This window comes from Arthrobacter arabinosi (assembly GCF_054511115.1).
The window spans coordinates 1-17677 of the sequence record NZ_JBTNDF010000014.1; the positions used below are offsets into that span (position 1 = coordinate 1).

Annotated in this window: 18 protein-coding genes and 2 pseudogenes; 14 read left to right on the plus strand and 6 right to left on the minus strand. The window is 62.2% G+C overall.

What is annotated here, in order from left to right; translation table 11 throughout:
• Positions 1-268 precede the first annotated feature (268 nt).
• Both ACX80P_RS16390 and ACX80P_RS16395 read left to right on the plus strand, forming a co-directional pair.
• The gene (locus ACX80P_RS16390; protein ID WP_459279174.1) at positions 269-1144 is read left to right on the plus strand and encodes a sigma-70 family RNA polymerase sigma factor; all 876 of its coding nucleotides are present in this window, start codon (positions 269-271) and stop codon (positions 1142-1144) included.
• A gap of 173 nt (positions 1145-1317) precedes the next feature.
• Positions 1318-2157 (plus strand): NmrA family NAD(P)-binding protein, encoded by an 840-nt coding sequence (locus ACX80P_RS16395; protein ID WP_459279175.1) that lies wholly within the window; start codon positions 1318-1320, stop codon positions 2155-2157.
• A gap of 136 nt (positions 2158-2293) precedes the next feature.
• Here the strand turns inward: ACX80P_RS16395 and ACX80P_RS16400 are convergent, their stop codons facing one another.
• Both ACX80P_RS16400 and ACX80P_RS16405 read right to left on the minus strand, forming a co-directional pair.
• A complete protein-coding gene (locus ACX80P_RS16400) occupies positions 2294-3502 on the minus strand; it encodes a globin domain-containing protein (protein WP_459279176.1) in 1209 nt (402 codons plus the stop codon).
• Between the two features lie 213 nt (positions 3503-3715).
• Positions 3716-4153 (minus strand): pyridoxamine 5'-phosphate oxidase family protein, encoded by a 438-nt coding sequence (locus ACX80P_RS16405; protein ID WP_459279177.1) that lies wholly within the window; start codon positions 4151-4153, stop codon positions 3716-3718.
• Positions 4154-4338: 185 nt separating this feature from the next.
• On the opposite strand from ACX80P_RS16405, the pseudogene ACX80P_RS16410 reads away from it, so the two are divergent.
• From ACX80P_RS16410 to ACX80P_RS16420, 3 genes and pseudogenes are all read left to right on the plus strand, one after another.
• A pseudogene (locus ACX80P_RS16410) lies at positions 4339-5599 on the plus strand (IS256 family transposase).
• A gap of 330 nt (positions 5600-5929) precedes the next feature.
• A complete protein-coding gene (locus tag ACX80P_RS16415) occupies positions 5930-6118 on the plus strand; it encodes an ANTAR domain-containing protein (RefSeq protein WP_459279178.1) in 189 nt (62 codons plus the stop codon).
• Between the two features lie 517 nt (positions 6119-6635).
• Positions 6636-6983 carry a hypothetical protein gene (locus ACX80P_RS16420; protein WP_459279179.1) on the plus strand — a complete coding sequence of 116 codons (348 nt, stop codon included), beginning with the start codon at positions 6636-6638 and terminating at the stop codon, positions 6981-6983.
• A gap of 81 nt (positions 6984-7064) precedes the next feature.
• Here the strand turns inward: ACX80P_RS16420 and ACX80P_RS16425 are convergent, their stop codons facing one another.
• Together ACX80P_RS16425 and ACX80P_RS16430 are read right to left on the minus strand one after the other, a co-directional pair.
• Positions 7065-7355 (minus strand): DUF3040 domain-containing protein, encoded by a 291-nt coding sequence (locus ACX80P_RS16425; RefSeq protein ID WP_459279180.1) that lies wholly within the window; start codon positions 7353-7355, stop codon positions 7065-7067.
• Positions 7356-7775: 420 nt separating this feature from the next.
• On the minus strand, positions 7776-8612 hold the full coding sequence (locus ACX80P_RS16430; RefSeq protein ID WP_459279181.1) for an alpha/beta fold hydrolase: 837 nt from the start codon (positions 8610-8612) through the stop codon (positions 7776-7778).
• A 421-nt stretch (positions 8613-9033) separates the two neighbouring features.
• Between ACX80P_RS16430 and ACX80P_RS16435 the strand changes: the two genes are divergently transcribed.
• From ACX80P_RS16435 to ACX80P_RS16470, 9 genes and pseudogenes are all read left to right on the plus strand, one after another.
• Positions 9034-10167, plus strand: a complete 1134-nt coding sequence (locus ACX80P_RS16435) for a glutathione-independent formaldehyde dehydrogenase (RefSeq protein ID WP_459279182.1) — start codon at positions 9034-9036, stop codon at positions 10165-10167.
• A gap of 277 nt (positions 10168-10444) precedes the next feature.
• A complete protein-coding gene (locus ACX80P_RS16440) occupies positions 10445-11053 on the plus strand; it encodes a flavodoxin family protein (RefSeq protein ID WP_459279183.1) in 609 nt (202 codons plus the stop codon).
• A 74-nt stretch (positions 11054-11127) separates the two neighbouring features.
• A complete protein-coding gene (locus tag ACX80P_RS16445) occupies positions 11128-12039 on the plus strand; it encodes a pullulanase X25 domain-containing protein (protein WP_459279184.1) in 912 nt (303 codons plus the stop codon).
• On the plus strand, positions 12036-12455 hold the full coding sequence (locus ACX80P_RS16450; protein ID WP_459279185.1) for a four-helix bundle copper-binding protein: 420 nt from the start codon (positions 12036-12038) through the stop codon (positions 12453-12455). Before ACX80P_RS16445 ends, ACX80P_RS16450 begins: the two co-directional genes overlap by 4 nt.
• A gap of 202 nt (positions 12456-12657) precedes the next feature.
• Positions 12658-13035 (plus strand): annotated as a pseudogene (locus ACX80P_RS16455) (hypothetical protein); the annotation flags it as partial.
• Positions 13036-13284: 249 nt separating this feature from the next.
• Positions 13285-13701, plus strand: a complete 417-nt coding sequence (locus tag ACX80P_RS16460; protein ID WP_459279189.1) for a CBS domain-containing protein — start codon at positions 13285-13287, stop codon at positions 13699-13701.
• A 110-nt stretch (positions 13702-13811) separates the two neighbouring features.
• Entirely contained in the window at positions 13812-14045 is a 234-nt protein-coding gene (locus ACX80P_RS16995) for a metallothionein (protein ID WP_525929887.1), read from the plus strand.
• 244 nt (positions 14046-14289) lie between these two features.
• Entirely contained in the window at positions 14290-14583 is a 294-nt protein-coding gene (locus ACX80P_RS16465; protein WP_459279186.1) for a hypothetical protein, read from the plus strand.
• A complete protein-coding gene (locus ACX80P_RS16470) occupies positions 14543-15610 on the plus strand; it encodes an FUSC family protein (RefSeq protein ID WP_459279187.1) in 1068 nt (355 codons plus the stop codon). Before ACX80P_RS16465 ends, ACX80P_RS16470 begins: the two co-directional genes overlap by 41 nt.
• A 282-nt stretch (positions 15611-15892) precedes the next feature.
• On the opposite strand, the gene ACX80P_RS16475 is transcribed toward ACX80P_RS16470, so the two are convergent.
• A complete protein-coding gene (locus ACX80P_RS16475) occupies positions 15893-16198 on the minus strand; it encodes an MBL fold metallo-hydrolase (protein ID WP_459279188.1) in 306 nt (101 codons plus the stop codon).
• Positions 16199-16241: 43 nt separating this feature from the next.
• Positions 16242-17600, minus strand: coding sequence for a glutamine synthetase beta-grasp domain-containing protein (locus ACX80P_RS16480; RefSeq protein WP_459279190.1), 1359 nt, complete (start codon positions 17598-17600; stop codon positions 16242-16244).
• Positions 17601-17677 lie beyond the last annotated feature (77 nt).

The following is a 17677-nucleotide window of genomic DNA, read 5'->3' on the forward strand; positions in this document are numbered from 1 at the left end:
GCTTAGGCATGTGAACATCCTTGCTGCGAGGACTAAATCCTCACAAGTCAGGAGTCAAGCAAAGCCGGGGCAGTCCCGAGCGCATATTCGCGCAGCAAACGGATGTCAGTGGCTGTTGCTCAGCTTTAGGGCAGGTTCTGCCCAGTTCGCTAACTGGCTTTCAGCGTCTGATGTAGCGTCGGCGGCAATGTGCTCCCCGTTGGAGACCGGAACGGTTGATCTGTTGTGCCGGGGAGCACGTCCTTCTAGCTAGCTGGGGAGCTCGCTCATGTCTGATTCTGTGGTGTCGTCTCGTGCCCGTGAAAGGCTCATCGTCCAGAACCTGCCTCTGGTCGGATACCTCGTGTCCGCCCTCTGCGCGCGCGCCACGCACCTCTCACGCGATGATCTCGCGTCGGTGGGGGCCATTGCGCTTATCACCGCGGTTGATTCATTCGACCCCTCACGCGGCGTCCCGTTCGGCGCTTACGCCCGGCGTCGTATCACTGGTGCCTTCGCCGATGAGATGCGCTCCAGCGATTGGGCGCCCCGGTCGGTGCGCCGTCGTATTGGCGACACCCTGGCCGCGCAGGACACCCTCGCAGCGTCCCTCGGCCGCACTCCCACTGTCGATGAACTTGCGGCGACCCTCGGCATCAGCCGTCAGGAGGTGCAGGGAGCGCTCGATGATGCCAGCCGCTCAGTCCACACCCTTGAGGACACTGTGCTGGAACTCTTCACCGACAGGCGATCTGCGGCAGAGCAACTTCCGGAAACTCGCCTACTCGTGGACGAACAGGTCCGCTACCTTCGCGCTGCCGTGACCCACTTACCTGAACGCATGCGCCACATCATCGAGCAAGTCTTCTTCGAGGGCCGGTCCATCACCGATGTCGCGACCGGGCTCGGCATCACCCACTCGGCGGTGTCGCAGCAAAAGTCCGAGGCGCTCCGGTTGCTGCAGGACGGCCTGACCACACACTATAGCGATACCTCGGCTGACCAGTCAGGTGACAGTACTACCGTGACTGCTCCGGTCTCACGGATTTCGTCGAAGAGACGAACGGAGTACCTTTCATCCCTCAGCGCCTTCCTCGCTGCACCTAATGATGGGCAGGGGCCAAGAAAGCCGGCCGAACGCCACCTACTCACCCTGGTGTCCTAGAAGAACAGTCGCAAGACAACAGTCCCAGGACAACGATTCAGACAGGACCAGTAACAGCCAAGCGACATCGCTTGAAATCAGCAAAGTGAGCAGGCTCAGCGGGCCAGCAAGTGTGTGATGGAGAGCGCTACTTGGAACGGACAACGCGACGGTGGCGTGTGTATCGTCCATACATGGATTCGCCGATTCTCGTCACAGGTGCCACCGGTAATGTTGGCCGGCCGCTCGTTGCGGCTCTTCGTGCGCAGGGTGCACGAGTCCGTCCCGCCTCGCGCCGAAATCGTGACCCTGAAGGGGTGTCCTTCGATTTCGTGGATCCGTCGACGTGGCAGGCGGCCTTCGAGGGTGTGCTCTCGATGTACCTGGTCCGCCCGCCACAAGTCACCAAGATCGACGCTGACCTGGTACCGGCACTCGAGTGGGCCCGTTCCTGTGGGGTGCGTCACGTAGTGCTGCTCTCCGTTCAGGGCGCAGGACGCATACCTGTCCTGCCGCATGCAGCGATTGAGCGGTGGTTGCGCCGATCAGGGATGAAGTGGACTTTCGTGCGGCCGTCCTACTTCGACCAGAACCTCGCAGAGGTGTTCGCCGCGGACATCCGTGACCGCGACCAGATCATGGTGCCGGCAGAAAACGGCCGCACGGCTTTCGTTGATGCGGTCGATGTCGCAGCGGTAACCGCGTGCGCCCTTCTGGAACCAGAACACCACTATGGACGGGTATGGACGCCCACCAGCGATGAAGCCCTGACGTATACGGAAGTAGCCGGCATCATGACCGATGTCCTCGGCAGACCCATTGAATATCGGCGCCCGAGCATTTCCCGTTACTTCCGGCACGCCCGGAACGTTCTGGAATTCACGCCACCGATGGCGATGATGACGACCCTTATCCATGCCACCGCCCGCCTGGGTATGGCAGGGCACCTTACCGACGACGTCCGCACCGTGACCGGCCGGGCCCCGACAACGCTCCACGAGTACGTGCTACGGGAGAGAAACGTCTGGGAATGACCGAGTGACCAACAGGCATCAGCTCCTGAACGGCCAGACCAAGACGCAATAGGGGCCATGAAAAAAGCCTGGAGCGTGGCCGGCCAGGCCCGAGGGTTAATGGCAGCTGTTTAGAACAGTGGTTTACCCATGGTTGTTATTGGAAGTCGGCGAGCCAGAGGTCGGGGCCGAAGACCTCGTACTGGATGTCCTGTGCGGGGACTCCTCGCGCGATGAGGGAACTGCGGACCGCTTGCATGAACGCCAGCGGCCCGCACAGGTAGTACTGTGCATCGGCAGGGAGCTCGACGCCGTCAAGATCCATGAAACCCGTGAACACGTTGTCTGCCTGCTGTTGGCTAGTAGGGGGCTCCAGGAACCAGGTGACAAGGGACGCATTGGAGAGTTGTGCCAGATCTGCGCGGACCTGATCCTGCAGGGCGAAAGAGCCTGCGGAATCATCGGCATGCAGCAGCAGCACCTGGCGTGGGGATGTGGACTGTACGAGATGAGAGATCATCCCTGCCATGGGGGTGATGCCGATACCGGCGCTGGCGAAAACAATCGGCCGGTCCCCGGGCGTGAGTACAACGTCCCCGAACGGCACTGACAACACCACCTCGTCGCCCACATTCACGCTCGAGTGCAAGAGGTTCGACACTTCACCATCGGGTGTCGTCAGGCCATGGATACGTTTGACGGAGAACTGGCGATGCTGGCCATCATCGGCCCGGGTAAGACTGTACTGCCGCGGCTGGTGCACACCATCAGGCATCAACGCCTTCAGCGTCACGTACTGACCAGGTAGGGACGGCTTCACCTCACGCTCATCGATGCGCTCCACCACGAACGTCACCACGTCCTCGGTCTCCCGGATCTTCTCGACGACCCGCCAGGAACGCCAGATCGTCTCCGAGGCAAGGCCCACGGCCGCGTACATCACCCGCTCCTGATTGATCAGGACGTTGGCCATCAGCCAGTACACCTCATCCCACGCCGCAGCGACCTCCGGTGTGACCGCGTCCCCCAGCACGTCAACGATCGCCCACATCAGATGCTCATGGACAATCTCGTACTGATCCGGGCGCAACCCCAGCGACACATGCTTATGGGAGATCCGGGACAGCAGATGATCAGGCAGCTCATCCGGCCTGTTCACCAAAAAACCGGCAAACGCCGCAACCGAACCCGCCAAAGCCTGCTGCTGCCTGCCATCGGCCTGATTCCCCCGATTGAACAACCCGTCCAGCAGCTCCGGCCTGTCCCGGAACATATGTGCGTAGAAGCGCTCCGCGATGACACCAATATGTTCACCCACCACCGGCAGAGTCGCTTCAACCACAGGACGGGACGTATCAGAAAGCATCAGCCAACCCCTTCACACGCAACGGTTCAATACGACCAGCATAGACCTTTTTCTACAGCGTGTAGAAAACTGGTTGCGTGTCAGGACCCCCATCGCCTCAGCGGCTGAGCTTCTCGTTTGTCAAGAGGACTGGATCCGACATGTGGCTGCGGTTCCGGGCGTGCAGCACAGCGTCGTCGCCCTCGTTCTCGCCGTGTGTCGTCGTCGGTCGTGTTAGCTGGTGCCGACGCGGCGGCCGGAAATGGAGGCAGGTGCTACCTGCACGAGATGACGGCGGTTCCCGTCTGCCCATGGTTCGTTAGTCATCCGCCCCCACACTGAAGCCGACAAGGCCTCGTCCTGCACGGCGGCCGTGGATCCCTGGACGAGGACGGACCACCCCGACATCTGCTCGGGAATGACGTGGTCGACCTGGAACGCCACCCGGTCCAACGGAGAGCGGCCCAGATCACCGGATGCTGAGGTGCGGAAGAAAATCGCCTGGTCATGGACCAGATAATTCACCGGAAAAATGAACACGCGTCCGTCCCTGACGAAACCGACTCGACCGGTCTGCCCGGTACTCAGCAAAGCCCAGCACTCCTCAGGCTCGAGGGACTGATGAGCACGCCCCACCCCTGGCATTTCCCAGAAGTCATCACCGATAGACATAACCACTCCTAACACCCAGGAACATGAACGTCCTACCAGTATGTGGGTTCACCGGATCGTTGTAGTTGTGCCCCGCATAGTGGTGTAGCGCGGTTGCCCGGGTCGTCATGGTGATGGACATGGACGCGGCCACCGCGTGATCCTTCGAGTGATCTCTCACAACCAGACTCGAAGAAGGACACACGATGACCGCTCCCCACATTCTCGACCCTGCCCGCCTCCTGACTGAAGCCCTCGCCGAGGCCTCCCCGGATCTGATGCGTTCGCTACTGCAGAGCATGATCAACGCCCTGCTCTCAGCTGATGCCGACGCCGTCGCGGGAGCCAAGTGGGGTAAGCCCAGCCCTGAACGGCTCACCCAGCGCAACGGGCTACCGGCACCGCGACCTGGATACCCGGGTCGGGACCGTCGACGTCGCTGTCCCGAAGCTGCGGACCGGCACCTACTTCCCTGACTGGTTGCTCGAGCGTAGGAAACGGGCCGAGTCCGCGTTGATCACGGTGGTCGCGGACTGCTACCTCGCCGGGGTCAGTACCCGGCGGATGGACAAGCTCGTGAAGACCCTGGGGATCAATTCCCTGTCGAGGTCGCAAGTCTCCCGCATGGCAGCCGAGTTGGATGAGCACGTGAACGAGTTCCGCCACCGCCCCCTCGGTGAGGCAGGCCCGTTCACGTTCCTCGCCGCCGACGCTTTGACGATGAAGGTCCGCGAAGGCGGCCGGGTCATCAACGCAGTCGTCCTCGTCGCGACCGGCGTCAACGCTGACGGGCGCCGCGAAGTCCTCGGCCTGCGCGTGGCCACCAGCGAGACCGGGGCGGCGTGAAACAGTTTCTTCGCCGACCTCGTCGCCCGCGGCCTGACCGGCGTCCGGCTCGTCACCTCTGACGCCCACCGAGGCCTGGTGGAAGCGATCGGCGCGAATCTGCCCGGAGCCGTCTGGCAGAGGTGTCGCACCCACTACGCGGCGAATCTGATGTCCGTGACACCGAAGAGCATGTGGCCGGCCGTGAAGGCGATGCTCCACTCGGTCTATGACCAACCCGACGCCGGTGCCGTGCACGCCCAGTTCGACCGGCTGCTGGACTACGTCCAGGACACACTCCCCAACGCCCATGAGCACCTCGACGCAGCCCGGGCGGACATCCTCGCGTTCACCAGTTCCCCTGAAGGGCTCTGGCAGCAGGTCTGGTCGAACAACCCGAACGAGCGGTTGAACCGAGAGATCCGCCGCCGTACTGATTCGGTCGGGATCTTCCCCAACAGGGACGCGATCATCCGCCTCGTCGGCGCCGTGTTAGCCGAGCAGACCGATGAATGGGCTGAAGGACGCCGCTACCTCGGCCTCGACATCCTCGCCAAGAGCCGCCTCACCCTCATCACCGACACCTGCAACACCGACGAGACGACAACCGATAAGGAGACCCACTCCGCACTCACCGCCTAACCCCTCAGGGGTCACGCAGCGCTACACCACTTCCAGGGGCTTGACCGGACCGGTACCACCACGATTGTTCAGGACACCCGCACCGACAGGCGGTGGCCCGAGTATTTCGACGCGGTCGCGTCTTTGGGGTTCCAGTCAGTGCTCGGGGTTCCCCTGCTCACCGGCGACGACGGAGGGGCCGCAGTGAACCTTTATGCACGCGCTCCCCACGTGTTCACCCCGGAGATCGTTGAACGGGTCGAAGCCTACGCGGCCGAAGCTACGCTGACTCTCCAACTGGCCCTTCGGCTCGCTGCCCATGAAAGGACAGCCGCGCCTTTGAAAGCCGCGATGGAATCACGGACCAACATCGACATCGCGATCGGGATCATCATCGCGCAGAACAGGTGCACACCCGCTGAAGCCATCCACATCCTGCAACGCGCCTCCAACGCCCAGAACGTCAAACTCCGCGCCCTGGCCGAACGACTCGTCGCTTCCCTCGCCAGTGCCCCGGCGTCGACCCACTTCATCGACTAAGCCCCGCTACCGGCAGAACCGGTGAGACAGACAGTCCGACCTCGGTGCAAGGACTCATTTCATGCGCATTGACTGTCTTTATATACGGCACCGCCTGCCTGTATAAGCTCAGCGGGTTATGTCCTACATGATCACAAGGTGGTCGGCGTCACGGTAATTGTCTTCGAGGGCTTTACGTGCCTCCACCTCGCCGGGCCCGAGAAGGATCGCTGCGTCAGCAAGGCTCTGTATCTGCGGGCCGGTTGACTCCCGTTTCGCCCCGGAACTCACCGTCCACGTTTCCAGCACTTTTTTGCCCAACCCGGCGCTCCACGACCAGGTCCGGCAGGGCATCCTCCAGATGCGCGTAACAGTCACGTGCTTCACTCGCGGTGTCGAAGGTAAATGACACCCGATGCAACATTCCAGGAACAGGCATACCCGCCGTCGCCGCTTCGCAGCTTAGGAGGTCCCGACCATTGCTAGCCTTAGCACCCATGTGTCCCACACAGTACTGACGTCGAAAGGCAGCAACGACATGTCAAACCAAGATGACTCCCAGGGTTGGCCGTTTTCGGATGAGGCAGCAGCCCGCGACGCAGGAATCATCCCGCCTGATCCCTCCACCCCTGGTGATCTGGGCGCAGAACCACCGGAAGAGTTCGTCGCCGCGATAACGGACACAGTTGATGCGGACGCGTTCAACGGCTCAGAGAAGCCCGATCATGGCAGTAGTGAGGACGCCGAGTCGCGGGATCAGACTGTGACACCAGATGCGGATCACCCGGTGAACAGCGATGACTACCCCTCCCAGCCGGAGGCAGCACGAGCATCGGAACATCCCGATCGCACCGGGTACCAGAATGATGCCGACCCGCCACGGTAGGACAACCCGCACCACTACCTGACCGAAAACTCAGCCCTGCGCGCGGTGGAACCATGCTCAGATTCCTGGTGGTCGGCTGGCTTACATGTCTTGTACGCGGGATGACCGTTGTCTGATGTAGTCGGCACCGATGCAGGTAAGCACGAGACCGGCGAGCCCCAGCGGCAGCACCTGCACCACGCACGCCATGATGAGGACAATGACGCCCACGACAACTGTCAGATCAGGCAGCAGGATGCGTAGCGAAGCAGGAGGGAGGGTCATGATCCACGCCTCGTCCTCTTCGTCCCTGGCAGGGGCGCTGGGAAAATCATCTGCGAGAGCTCGCTCCAGTTCGTTCCACGCGCGGTGTTCATCTTTCGACAGTGGCATCGACAATCTCCCGGTTAGTACAGCGAAGGAACAGGTTTCGGGCAGAACCTGACATGCCTCTTAAGTCCACAGCCGTTGCCCGCCGCGTTACAAGGGGAGATTCCAAGAATCGACCGTGTTGACCGTCCTGGGCGAACCGAGATGCTTGCCCTGACCACCCACCTTCATGGACTGCCCCCGCACGCCAGAACAGCACTGGGTCCCAATCGCCCGGACGACTGACGATGAAAGCCATTTTTCCTTCGTTCCAAGATGGAGCACATTCTGTCAGCAGCAATCCAGGGACTTGACCCGGCTCACGCCGCAAGTGAAGCGCTCACGTTCTGAGGTGCAACGCTCACGATCGGCAGTGTCCAGCACTGACTGTGCGGGACACTACTGGCCATGAAGGCGAAGCGGGGACTGCGCTGATGCGGAGAGTTACTTTGCCAAGAACCGAATCAGTGCTTCGTTCCACTCGTCGGGGTGGCTAACGTTGCACCCGTGCGGCGCCCCTGCGATGACGTGCAGGTCGCTGCCGGGCAGGGTTGCGTGGGTGCGCTGGCCGGATCCCTCGAAGGGAACGGTCGCGTCACCGTCGCCATGCAGGACGAGTGCGGGAACAGTGACCTTCAGCAGGTCATCCCGGAAGTCCGTTTCCCCGAAGGCGGCCATGCATGCCAGAGCGGCCTTCTTGTTGGCCTGCTTGCACAGGGCCAGGGCCTCCTGGCGCTGCTGTTCGCTAACTTTCAGCTCTCCGTTGACGGAGAAGAACTCGCGGGTGAACCCGTCATAGAACTCGTCCTCATCCTTTGTGAGCTCGGCCGTCATCGTCGCGGCTTCCTTCTTCGTCAGCGGGCCCTCAGGGTTGTCGTCGGATTGCATCATGTACGGCGGCACAGCGGAGGCAAACACCACGCTGCGCAGTCGTTCCGGACCGTACTTGCTGAAGTACCGGGCCACCTCTCCCCCACCCATCGAAAAACCAACCAAGGTGACATCCGTCAGTTGGAGTTGCTCGAGCAGGGCGTGCAGGTCCTCGGTCAACGTGTCGTACGTGTAGCCGGTCAGCGGCTTGTCGCTGCGCCCGAATCCGCGCCGGTCATACGTGATGACCCGGTAACCGGCCGCCTCCAGGGCAGGAATCTGGGCCTTGAAGGCCTCGCCGGACAACGGCCACCCGTGAATGAGGACCACGGGCCTGCCTGGGCCTCCGGTGTCATCCACATGCAGATTGGTGTCCTTGAACAGTCCGTGGTGTGCAGTAATTTCGGTCATGCTTCAGCCTCCACTATCGGTTGTGGGATCAACCCCCGGTAGCTGGGTTGCACCCAGCTGGACTCACCCTAACCATTCGTCAGCCGACTGCCGTTTGGATGGCCCGGCCATTCCTCAGGCACTAGGTGATGGGGTACCAAGCATCGGGTATCACCGGATCTGGGGTCACGGATTGGGTGCGATGCGCAGGTGAGTGGATTCGACCGGATCTAACCGCCGATGACGACTGCTTCCCGTCAAGGAAGGACGGCAGGCATATCCTGCATTGACCCTAAACCGTGCACCCTGCAGACTACTCAGTGTGCTAGTTTTCGGGTCAACACGCGGCCCGGGAGCTAGGACCACCGGGGAGATGGCCAGGCGGTGATGCGCAGTCCGGTCCGGTGAGTTCCTTGGAACCTCAACGAGTAAGGGAGATGTAGTGAAGGCCGTAGTTTTCAAAGCCCCGTACGAGCTTGCCATTGAAACCGTCGACGACCCCAAGATTGAGGGCCCGTTGGACGCGGTCATCAGAATCACGACAGCCAATATCTGTGGGTCCGATTTGCACCCCTACGAGGGGCGAGCTGACCTGGACGCGGGCATGGTGCTCGGCCACGAGAACATGGGCGTCGTCGAAGCGGTCGGAGCCGGAGTGGAGCGGATCAGTGTTGGGGACCGGGTGTCGGTCCCTTTCAACCTTGCCTGCGGTACCTGCCGGAACTGCAACAACGGATACACCTCAGCCTGTCTGCGCGCGAATCCTTCCGGTCAGCCCGGAGCCGGGTACGGATACCCGATGATGGGCCCCTACTGGGGCGGGCAGGCAGAACTCCTGCGTGTCCCTTGGGCGGACTTCAACCTTCTCAAACTCCCCGAAGGCACCGAGCACGAAGCCGACTTCACCATGCTGTCGGACATCTTCCCCACCGGCTACCACGCAACAGAACTTGCCATGGTCACTCCCGGGAAGTCCGTCGCCGTCTTCGGCGCCGGCCCCGTCGGCTTGATGGCCGCCCACAGTGCGTTCCTACGCGGTGCCGCTCAGGTTTTCGTCGTCGACAAAGAGCCCGACCGTTTGGCTCTGGCGGAACAGATCGGGGCGACCGCCATCAACTTCGCCGACACCGACCCGACAGAGGCGATCATGGAAGGCACCGACGGGTTCGGGGCTGACTGCGGGGTGGAAGCTGTCGGTTACCAGGCACACGACCACACCGGCCAAGAGCACCCCGAAATGGTGCTCGACAACCTGGTGAAAGCGGTCCGGGCGACCGGTCATATCGGCGTCGTCGGCGTCTACGTGCCGGAAGACCCCAAAGCATCCAACGACGACGCAAAGCAGGGTCGGATCGGTTTCAACTACGGCCAGGCCTTCACCAAGGGCATCAGCATTGCCGGTGGGCAGTGCCCGGTGAAGAAGTACAACCGGGAGCTACGCGATCTGATTATCCGCGGCCGCTCGACTCCGTCCTGGATCGTCTCTCACGAGTTGTCCCTCGACGAGGCCGTGGAAGCATACGCGAGCTTCGACAAGCGCGAGGACGGATGGACGAAAGTCCTCCTCCACCCGTAACCCATCCCACTTCCTCAGCTGCCGCGCTATCACAGCGCGGCAGCTGAGGAAGAAAAAGGGAGGCGCCCTAGGTACCGCCTCACGGAGGCGGGCCCATCACAAACACAATCCACCGGCTGCGTTATCACCTCGTACGGTGGGGCAGTCTGTATCCATCTGCCACTTGGCCTGGGTCGAACGCTCAACAGCGCTCGGTGCGAGTTGATCATGATCGATAGCGTTTGGTGGCACCTAGTACATTCTCTGCACGCTTGAAACACCCATGTGAAAGGACCTCATGGCTGATCTTTCTGCCCTCGCCCTTGTCTGTACCCTCACCCCGTCTCCCGAGCCGTCCAGTAGCGAACTGATGGCCCAGCACATCCTCGATGAACTCAAAGGACAGGGCGCGGAGACTTCCTCCGTGCGCATCGTAGATTATGACGTGAAGCGCGGCGTGCTGACCGACATGGGCGACGGCGACGAGTGGCCTAAAATACGTGAGCAGATCCTGGCCGCGGACATCCTTGTCCTATCCACCCCGATCTGGCTGGGCCACCCCTGCAGCGTCGCCCAGCAGGTCATGGAGCGACTTGACGCGGAACTATCCGAAACCGATGACCAGGGGCGACCGATTTTGTATGGGAAGGTCGCTACGGTTGCCGTCGTCGGCAACGAAGACGGAGCGCACAAGACCATCGCCGACATGATGCAGGGCCTCAATGACGTCGGCTTCACCCTCCCCGCCCAGGGAGGCACCTACTGGGTCGGCGAAGCCATGCAAACCACCGACTTCAAAGACCTCGACCGGGTCCCTGACCCTGTTGCCTCCACCAACGCCGGCCTCGCCCGCAATGCCGCTCACCTCGCCCGCGCCCTGCGCACCTTCCGGTACCCCGCAGAGTAGGCTGGCACGGCTATTGCTCTCCGTGTAGCTTTCCCTCAGCCACTTGAGAACTGGATCTAAGGAGGTAGCACGCGATGAACAATTCACAGGCCCGGGTTCATCGTCGGTTGCGGGCTGTGCTGGAGCTCCTGGCCGCGCACGCATGGTCGAAGACAATCGTGCCGCCGACAACACTTCTGGCCATGGTCATCACGGAGCTGCCCCTCGACGAGCGGGAAAATGAACTGCTGAGCGGAGGAGTGCCGCGCGGATACAAACACCTTGTCACCGCCACAACACATCTGGTCAAAGCAGGCTGGCTCATCAAGCACCGCCGCGGGTGGATCATCACACATGAAGGGTTACGCGCCCTTGTCGCCTTCCCCACCACTGCCGACTTTTCAGATGCGATCAGCAGCGCGAAGTCCGTCCCTCCTAATACCCCGCTACCCTCGGCTCCGCCTGTCGCCCCTGATAAAACGTCCTCCACTCGCACAGCTCACGAAGCCGACACTCACCACCACATCCGCCCTGACAGTCCTGCCGAGAGATCCCGTTTGAACACCGAAGGCGTCAGAACATCAGGGAGCGAACCTGATGCTCGGTCCAAGAGCGATGGTGATGATGATAATGATGATCGTGACACTGTTCGCTCACCCGTCACTGATCCCGGCCCGCCACCAGGACAGCAGCCAGACGCTGTATCCATCGCGGGCGACTTCGAGCCGTTCCTTTACCCTCCAGAGACTTGGACGCCACATCTGGACAAGGCTCAGATGACCTTCGATCCAACAGATCGGCTGTGGAAGCTTCGCGTGCACCTGCCCGCAGCCCTCTACCACTACAAGGTTGCGATCAACCGGTCGTGGGAGGAAAACTACGGCATGTTCGGTGTCCCTCATGGCGCTGATATCGAACTCGATTTACTCGCCGACGGGGACGTTATTTTCCAGTTCGACTACGCCACGAAACATGTGGAAACCGTCTACGTTGGGAGCACCTCATGAGCTTGCAGCAGATGCTCAACACTCATCCCCTTCACCAGCAGGAAAACACTTCGATTTCAGACGGTGTGGACTCGGTTGCTTTGCTCGCCGCAGTGAAAGCCCTTGTGGAGTGTGCGCAGACCTGCACTGCCTGCGCCGATGCCTGCCTGTCCGAGGACGCCGTCGAGCCACTGAAGCGGTGTATTCGGACGAACCAGGACTGCGCAGACATGTGCACGACGACCGCGAACACCTTGATCCGACGCACCGCTGTTGACCCCCACTACACACGCGCACTGCTGGAAACATGCCGCCTTATCTGCGCGCTCTGTGCCCAGGAATGCGAGAAACACTCCCATGATCACTGCCGGATCTGTGCTCAAGCCTGCCGACAAGCCGAACGGGCTTGCACCGAACTCCTCGCCAACCTCACCTGACAGGTGATCTTCCACTTACAGTCCTAAGACACGTAGTGGCGGCCGGTGAAGACCAGCAGGCACTCTGCCGGCACTGATGCGGCTCATCTGCGCTCACGGGGTCGGCTCGCCCTGTAGAAGCTTTCGCGCAGATCCGGTCTGATGCGCGCGGTAGGCTCTCGATCAGAAACCTGGCCCGACGCCCTGGGTGTCGACCAGCCGACACCGGTCGACACCGGTCGAGGACGTTATTGTAGGGATCATTACAGCGCTCATCGTTGGAACGGTCACCGCCGATGTCGTCGCGGTCGCGGCCCGCCGGCATGGAGCCCTGGGCGGGTCCAGCATAAACCGTCATCGTGTTGAACAAGCTCGTAGTTCCGACCGACGAGTTGTCGCTCTCACTCAACGCCGTCTCGTGGATCCGGCCGCGGTCATCGCTGGTCTCCCGGTTGACACAAGGCCTTTGCCGTCGGTCGCCGCTGACGACCAATTGCTGCGCCGGCCTGAACGAACAGAACCCACAACGATTCCAATGACGACCACCCCGAGTTCACCGCCCTCGTGCCCCTATAGCACCGACACAACGATGATCGTGTAATCCCGCTGCCCCACCGGCACCGGCACCGGCACCGGCAGAGAGAAGCCATCAGCTCTCACATGCGGAGCGGGTACGTCGCTTCTAAGAACTAGTGCTGGACGTTGAGGGTGGACCAGGGGTTACTTTTCGGACTCGTCAGGAGAATGATGGGCAGCAGGCTTACATTCATGGAGGAACAGTGCCATGATGCGGGCCCGGTGGCAACACCTGTCAGGTAGTCCAAGAGCTACACATGTTGTGGAGGATGAGATGCCAGTTCGAGCGCGAGACATCATGACCGGTGGCGTTGAATGCGTCGGTGAACGGGAAACCCTGGAGCAGGCGGCCCGGAAAATGAAGGACCTGAACGTGGGATCGCTGCCCATCTGCGGGGAGGACCAGCGGCTCAAAGGAATGATCACCGACCGTGACATCGTCATCAGGTGCATTGCCGACGGCGGCGACCCGACAACCGCGACGGCCGGCGACCTGGCGCAGGGCAAACCAGTGACGATCGGTGCCGATGACGAGATCGATGTGGCCATCATGACCATGCAGGAACACCAGGTGCGCAGGCTACCCGTCATCGACGGACACGACCTCGTCGGCATCCTGACCCAAGCCGATATCGCCCGGAACTTCCCCGACGAGCGAGTCGGGGAACTTGTGCAATTCATCTCCTACTAGCAACCTCTTGTAGCGACTTGTTCAAGTAATTGTGCTCCCGGCGAAGGACCGGGAGCAGCCCCCAAGCGCTGCCCAGCGCAGGCGGAGAACAATCAAGGAAGGAAGCCCTGATGGCTGCCTGTGATACCTGCGGGAACGACTACGACAAGACGTTCACGATCACCAAGGGCACCGAGACTGGAACGTTCGACAGTTTCGAGTGTGCGGTCCAGGCTTTGGCCCCGCTGTGTGCTCACTGCGGGTGCCGGATCCTTGGACATGGAGTGGAAGTCGGGCACAGCATCTACTGCTGCGCGCACTGCTCCAGGCAGGAAGCTGCACCGGGGGCCGCCGACAGGGTGTGAGTGGGCCCCGATTCTTCGACCGGCGGGCCGCGGGACGAGAATTGGCAGGCCTTCTGGGGGCATGGACGTCCGCACGCCCCGTCGTGCTGAGTCTACCCCGCGGGGTGTTCCGTTAGCGGCTAAATGGTTCGGGGTGGAACTGGTCGGCATCCAGCGCAGCGGTACCGTGGGCGTGTATGGGGCGGGCGTCGTCGGGCAGCTCGCTGTCACCTCAGCGTTTCGACACAAAGCATCCCGTGTCTCTGTGACCGATAGCGTCGAGACCCGGCTTGTTCAGGCGCTGGACCAGAACGTGGACGTCATCAACCTCAACCGGGAGGACCCGGTGCAGGCGTTGCTGGATGCGAACCTCGGGACAGGGGCGGACGCCATCATCGACGCCGCCGTCGCCGACGCCCAGAGGCCCTCCTCCGGGCCGGAACCTCGTACGGTTAGTACTTCATGGTCATTGGCCCGGGGCTACGGGTCCGACCAAACGCTGAGAGGACACTGCGGGCATGGTGCGGGCATCGAAGTCCTCCGCCCTGCGAACCACTGACAGGCGGTGGTATCAGCGCATAGGGCGAACCCTGCGACGGGTAGGTTCTTCCTCACCCGCTCTGCTGGCGGGAAAGGCGGGGCTCGCTGCGGCGATCGCGTGGGCGATCGCACTCGCTGTGCCGGGCGCTCCAGCGCAGTACCCGTACTACGCGCCGTTGGGTGCGCTGCTGGCCATGTACCCGACGGTCGCGGGGACCGTGAAAAGCGGCCTCCAGACTGTTGTAGGACTCACCGTCGGTATCATCCTGGCGTTTTTGGCGCTCTGGGTCGGTGAACCGAATCTGTGGACGGTGGGGTTCGTCGTCGGTATGGGGGTGCTGCTGGCCGGGATGCTCAAACGCACCGCGGGCGGCGGGTCGGGAATCGCTTCGGCCGGGTTGTTCGTCCTGATCATTGGCAACAACGATCTGGGGTACTCGCTGGGCTACTTCGTGCAGACACTCATCGGGGTCAGTGTGGGCATGGCCGTCAGCGCGTTCATCGTTCCACCCCTGCACCTCAATGACGCCCTTGGGCAGATCGGCCAGTTACGACGGACAGCTGCACGTCATCTGCAGGACATGGGCGAGGCCCTCGAGGAGGACTGGAACGCCGATGACCGACGGTGGGCTGAGCGACGCGAAGACCTCACCCAGGCGGCGCGAAACGCCCGTAACGCGGTGCAGTACGCGGAGGAAAGCCGTAAAGCAAACGTCCGCCGCCGCTTTCACCCGAGGGACGTCGACCAGGACTATCAGCACATCCGAGTGCTGGAAACCGTAGCCTTCCATACGCTGAACATCACGAACATGCTGCAGGACGCACTGCACGGAACGTCGGACGAAAACCCCCTGCCGCCGGTGATCCGCGCGCCAATGGGGCAGCCATCACCGCGGTCGGGGAAGTCCTGGAGCTATGGACCGTGGAGGAAAACAACGACGAAACCCTCAGAACCGCTCAACAAGCATTGCGTGCTTTGGAAACCACAATCTATGACACAGCCTCCCGTGAAACCCCGTTCGGTGCGGCCAGCTCCGTGTCCATGAGCCTGCATCGCATCCTGCACGCCGTCACACCCGACCTGCGCCTCTCCCCCTGAGCGGGCCTATGGGTCTGACCCCTTCGGTCGTTCCCCGCATACCGCTCGATCCCCAACCCCTTCCGCCATCAAGTGTTAAAGGGCTCCGGGTTTCCCCCAGGTCCGGCGGTACTTAGGTTCCTACTCAGGGAGGAACCCGACCACGGCGGGACACACCCGATTCGGAGAACAGCGCCATGTACTGCTGGCGTAGCCACTGTGCATCACTGGTCGACGCTGCTACCGCTGTCTAGTGACTGCGTCTTGCCTGGGCTGCCTCTACGGCGTCATGGATGCCGGTGGTCCACGGTTTGCCATGACCGGGTAGGACTGTGCCGGCGTTCGTTGCCCGCAGCGCCTCGAGCGATGCCAGGGCTGTGCTGGTGTCCGCGGTGGCGGCACGCGCCACGATTTGCGGGCCCTTCTTGCCCGTATAGGGGTCGAGGGTGACCAGTGCGTCCCCGCTGATGAGCCCGTCGCGGTCCGGGAAGTGCAGCGCGATGGGCTGACCCGCGAATCCACCCCTCGTCCCTGCCCTGCCAACAAGGCTCAACACTCACCTTCCTGGCACTTTTCATTGATCCGAAAGCTAGGCAGGTTCAGCCGACATGCCAATGGCGGCGAATAAGTTCTTCGCGAGCATCCTCGTCTTGCGCAGGGTCCCCTACCAGCGTGGCGTCGTCGGTGTCGCGTAGGCCCACGATCAAGGCATCGATGAGTGCACGGGGGAAGACGCCGTCGGCCTCGAAAAGCTCGCGCTCGGCCTCGAGGGCGTTGGCTGACTCCGCACGCGAGGCGGGCAGTTGCTCGAAGTCGTCATGGTTGGCGGTGCTGAGCCGCTCGGCCAGCTCCAAGCTCCGGGAATCACTCAGGCCGCGTTTTGCCGCGACGGCCATGCCGGCCAGGAGCAGGTGCACGTCGGCGGAGCCGTCACCAAGTCGGAGCTCGACGGTCTGGGGATCAGTGGGGGTTTCGGGGACGGGCTCGGTGCTGCCAGGATTGGCGTGAGCGACCATGCCGGCCAGGACGTCCCCTCCCCAGGCCAGGGGAACCCGGACTAGACCGGTGCGGTCCTTCATACCCCAGCAGATACCCTCGGGTGACTCATCCCCGCCAGTGAACCGCAAGTAGGAAGTGGGGACCGTGTTGCCGAACGCGGTCAACGCACTGGCTGCCGAGAGGTAGCCTGCGATCAGGCGACGTCCGGTGTCGCTGATTCCTTCCTCTCCGACGATCGTACTGTCGCCGTCGCGCACCAGCCGGCTGTGGATGTGCAGGCCGTTTCCTGCGCCCTCATTGCTCACCAGTGGGGCGAAGGTCGCCTCGAGACCGTGGGCGTAGGCGACCTCGCGCACCACCCACTTCGCCAGGACGAGGTTGTCGGCTGCCTGCTCCAAGGGCACAGGTTGGAGTTCGATTTCGTGCTGGACCAACTGCCGGTCGTCCTCGAGGATGTTGCCGACCTCGCCGTGGGCGTACTTCAACGGCACCCCCATGGCGCAGAGGTGACCCAACACCTGCTCCCGAACCCGCTCACCTTTGGAGAATGGACCTGACTCCTGATAGCCGCGCTCCTCCTCGACGGGGTAGATCCGCTCGGGCTCGTCGACGAGGTCGTACTCCAGCTCACCGAAGGCTTCAAGCGTCATGCCGGTCTCCTGCGTCAGCACCTCGGCCGCGCGGCGTACAACCTGTTCGCGCGCGTAGGACAGCGGATTCCCGGCCTCGTCGTAAAAGGAACACAACACGTCGAGCGAATCCCGCTCACCGAAGGGGTTGACGAAAGCGGTGCGGTGACGCGGAACAATGTAAACGTCACTGTTGGCGGTATCGGTGCCCGGAAAGACACTTGAGCCATCCACACGTTCGCCTCGCGTCAACACCTCAACCAGGTGGTCGCGCGAATTGATGGAGAAGGCTACGGTCTTCAGACGCCCGTCTCCGCCAACATAGCGCAGGGGTCAAGCCCCTGGGAGTGGTGTAGCGCTGCGTGATCCCTCGCGGGGTTAAGCGGTCAGTGCGGGGCGGGCCTCCT

Excerpts from the sequence above, each read along its gene's own strand:
- ACX80P_RS16400 (WP_459279176.1), bottom strand. The coding sequence starts at position 3,502 with ATGCTTTCTGATACGTCCCGTCCTGTGGTTGAAGCGACTCTGCCGGTG.
- ACX80P_RS16425 (WP_459279180.1), bottom strand. The coding sequence starts at position 7,355 with ATGCCACTGTCGAAAGATGAACACCGCGCGTGGAACGAACTGGAGCGA.
- ACX80P_RS16445 (WP_459279184.1), top strand. The coding sequence starts at position 11,128 with ATGAACAATTCACAGGCCCGGGTTCATCGTCGGTTGCGGGCTGTGCTG.
- ACX80P_RS16450 (WP_459279185.1), top strand. The coding sequence starts at position 12,036 with ATGAGCTTGCAGCAGATGCTCAACACTCATCCCCTTCACCAGCAGGAA.
- ACX80P_RS16390 (WP_459279174.1), top strand. The coding sequence starts at position 269 with ATGTCTGATTCTGTGGTGTCGTCTCGTGCCCGTGAAAGGCTCATCGTC.
- ACX80P_RS16420 (WP_459279179.1), top strand. The coding sequence starts at position 6,636 with ATGTCAAACCAAGATGACTCCCAGGGTTGGCCGTTTTCGGATGAGGCA.
- ACX80P_RS16405 (WP_459279177.1), bottom strand. The coding sequence starts at position 4,153 with ATGTCTATCGGTGATGACTTCTGGGAAATGCCAGGGGTGGGGCGTGCT.
- ACX80P_RS16415 (WP_459279178.1), top strand. The coding sequence starts at position 5,930 with ATGGAATCACGGACCAACATCGACATCGCGATCGGGATCATCATCGCG.
- ACX80P_RS16430 (WP_459279181.1), bottom strand. The coding sequence starts at position 8,612 with ATGACCGAAATTACTGCACACCACGGACTGTTCAAGGACACCAATCTG.
- ACX80P_RS16440 (WP_459279183.1), top strand. The coding sequence starts at position 10,445 with ATGGCTGATCTTTCTGCCCTCGCCCTTGTCTGTACCCTCACCCCGTCT.
- ACX80P_RS16460 (WP_459279189.1), top strand. The coding sequence starts at position 13,285 with ATGCCAGTTCGAGCGCGAGACATCATGACCGGTGGCGTTGAATGCGTC.
- ACX80P_RS16395 (WP_459279175.1), top strand. The coding sequence starts at position 1,318 with ATGGATTCGCCGATTCTCGTCACAGGTGCCACCGGTAATGTTGGCCGG.
- ACX80P_RS16995 (WP_525929887.1), top strand. The coding sequence starts at position 13,812 with ATGGCTGCCTGTGATACCTGCGGGAACGACTACGACAAGACGTTCACG.
- ACX80P_RS16470 (WP_459279187.1), top strand. The coding sequence starts at position 14,543 with ATGGTGCGGGCATCGAAGTCCTCCGCCCTGCGAACCACTGACAGGCGG.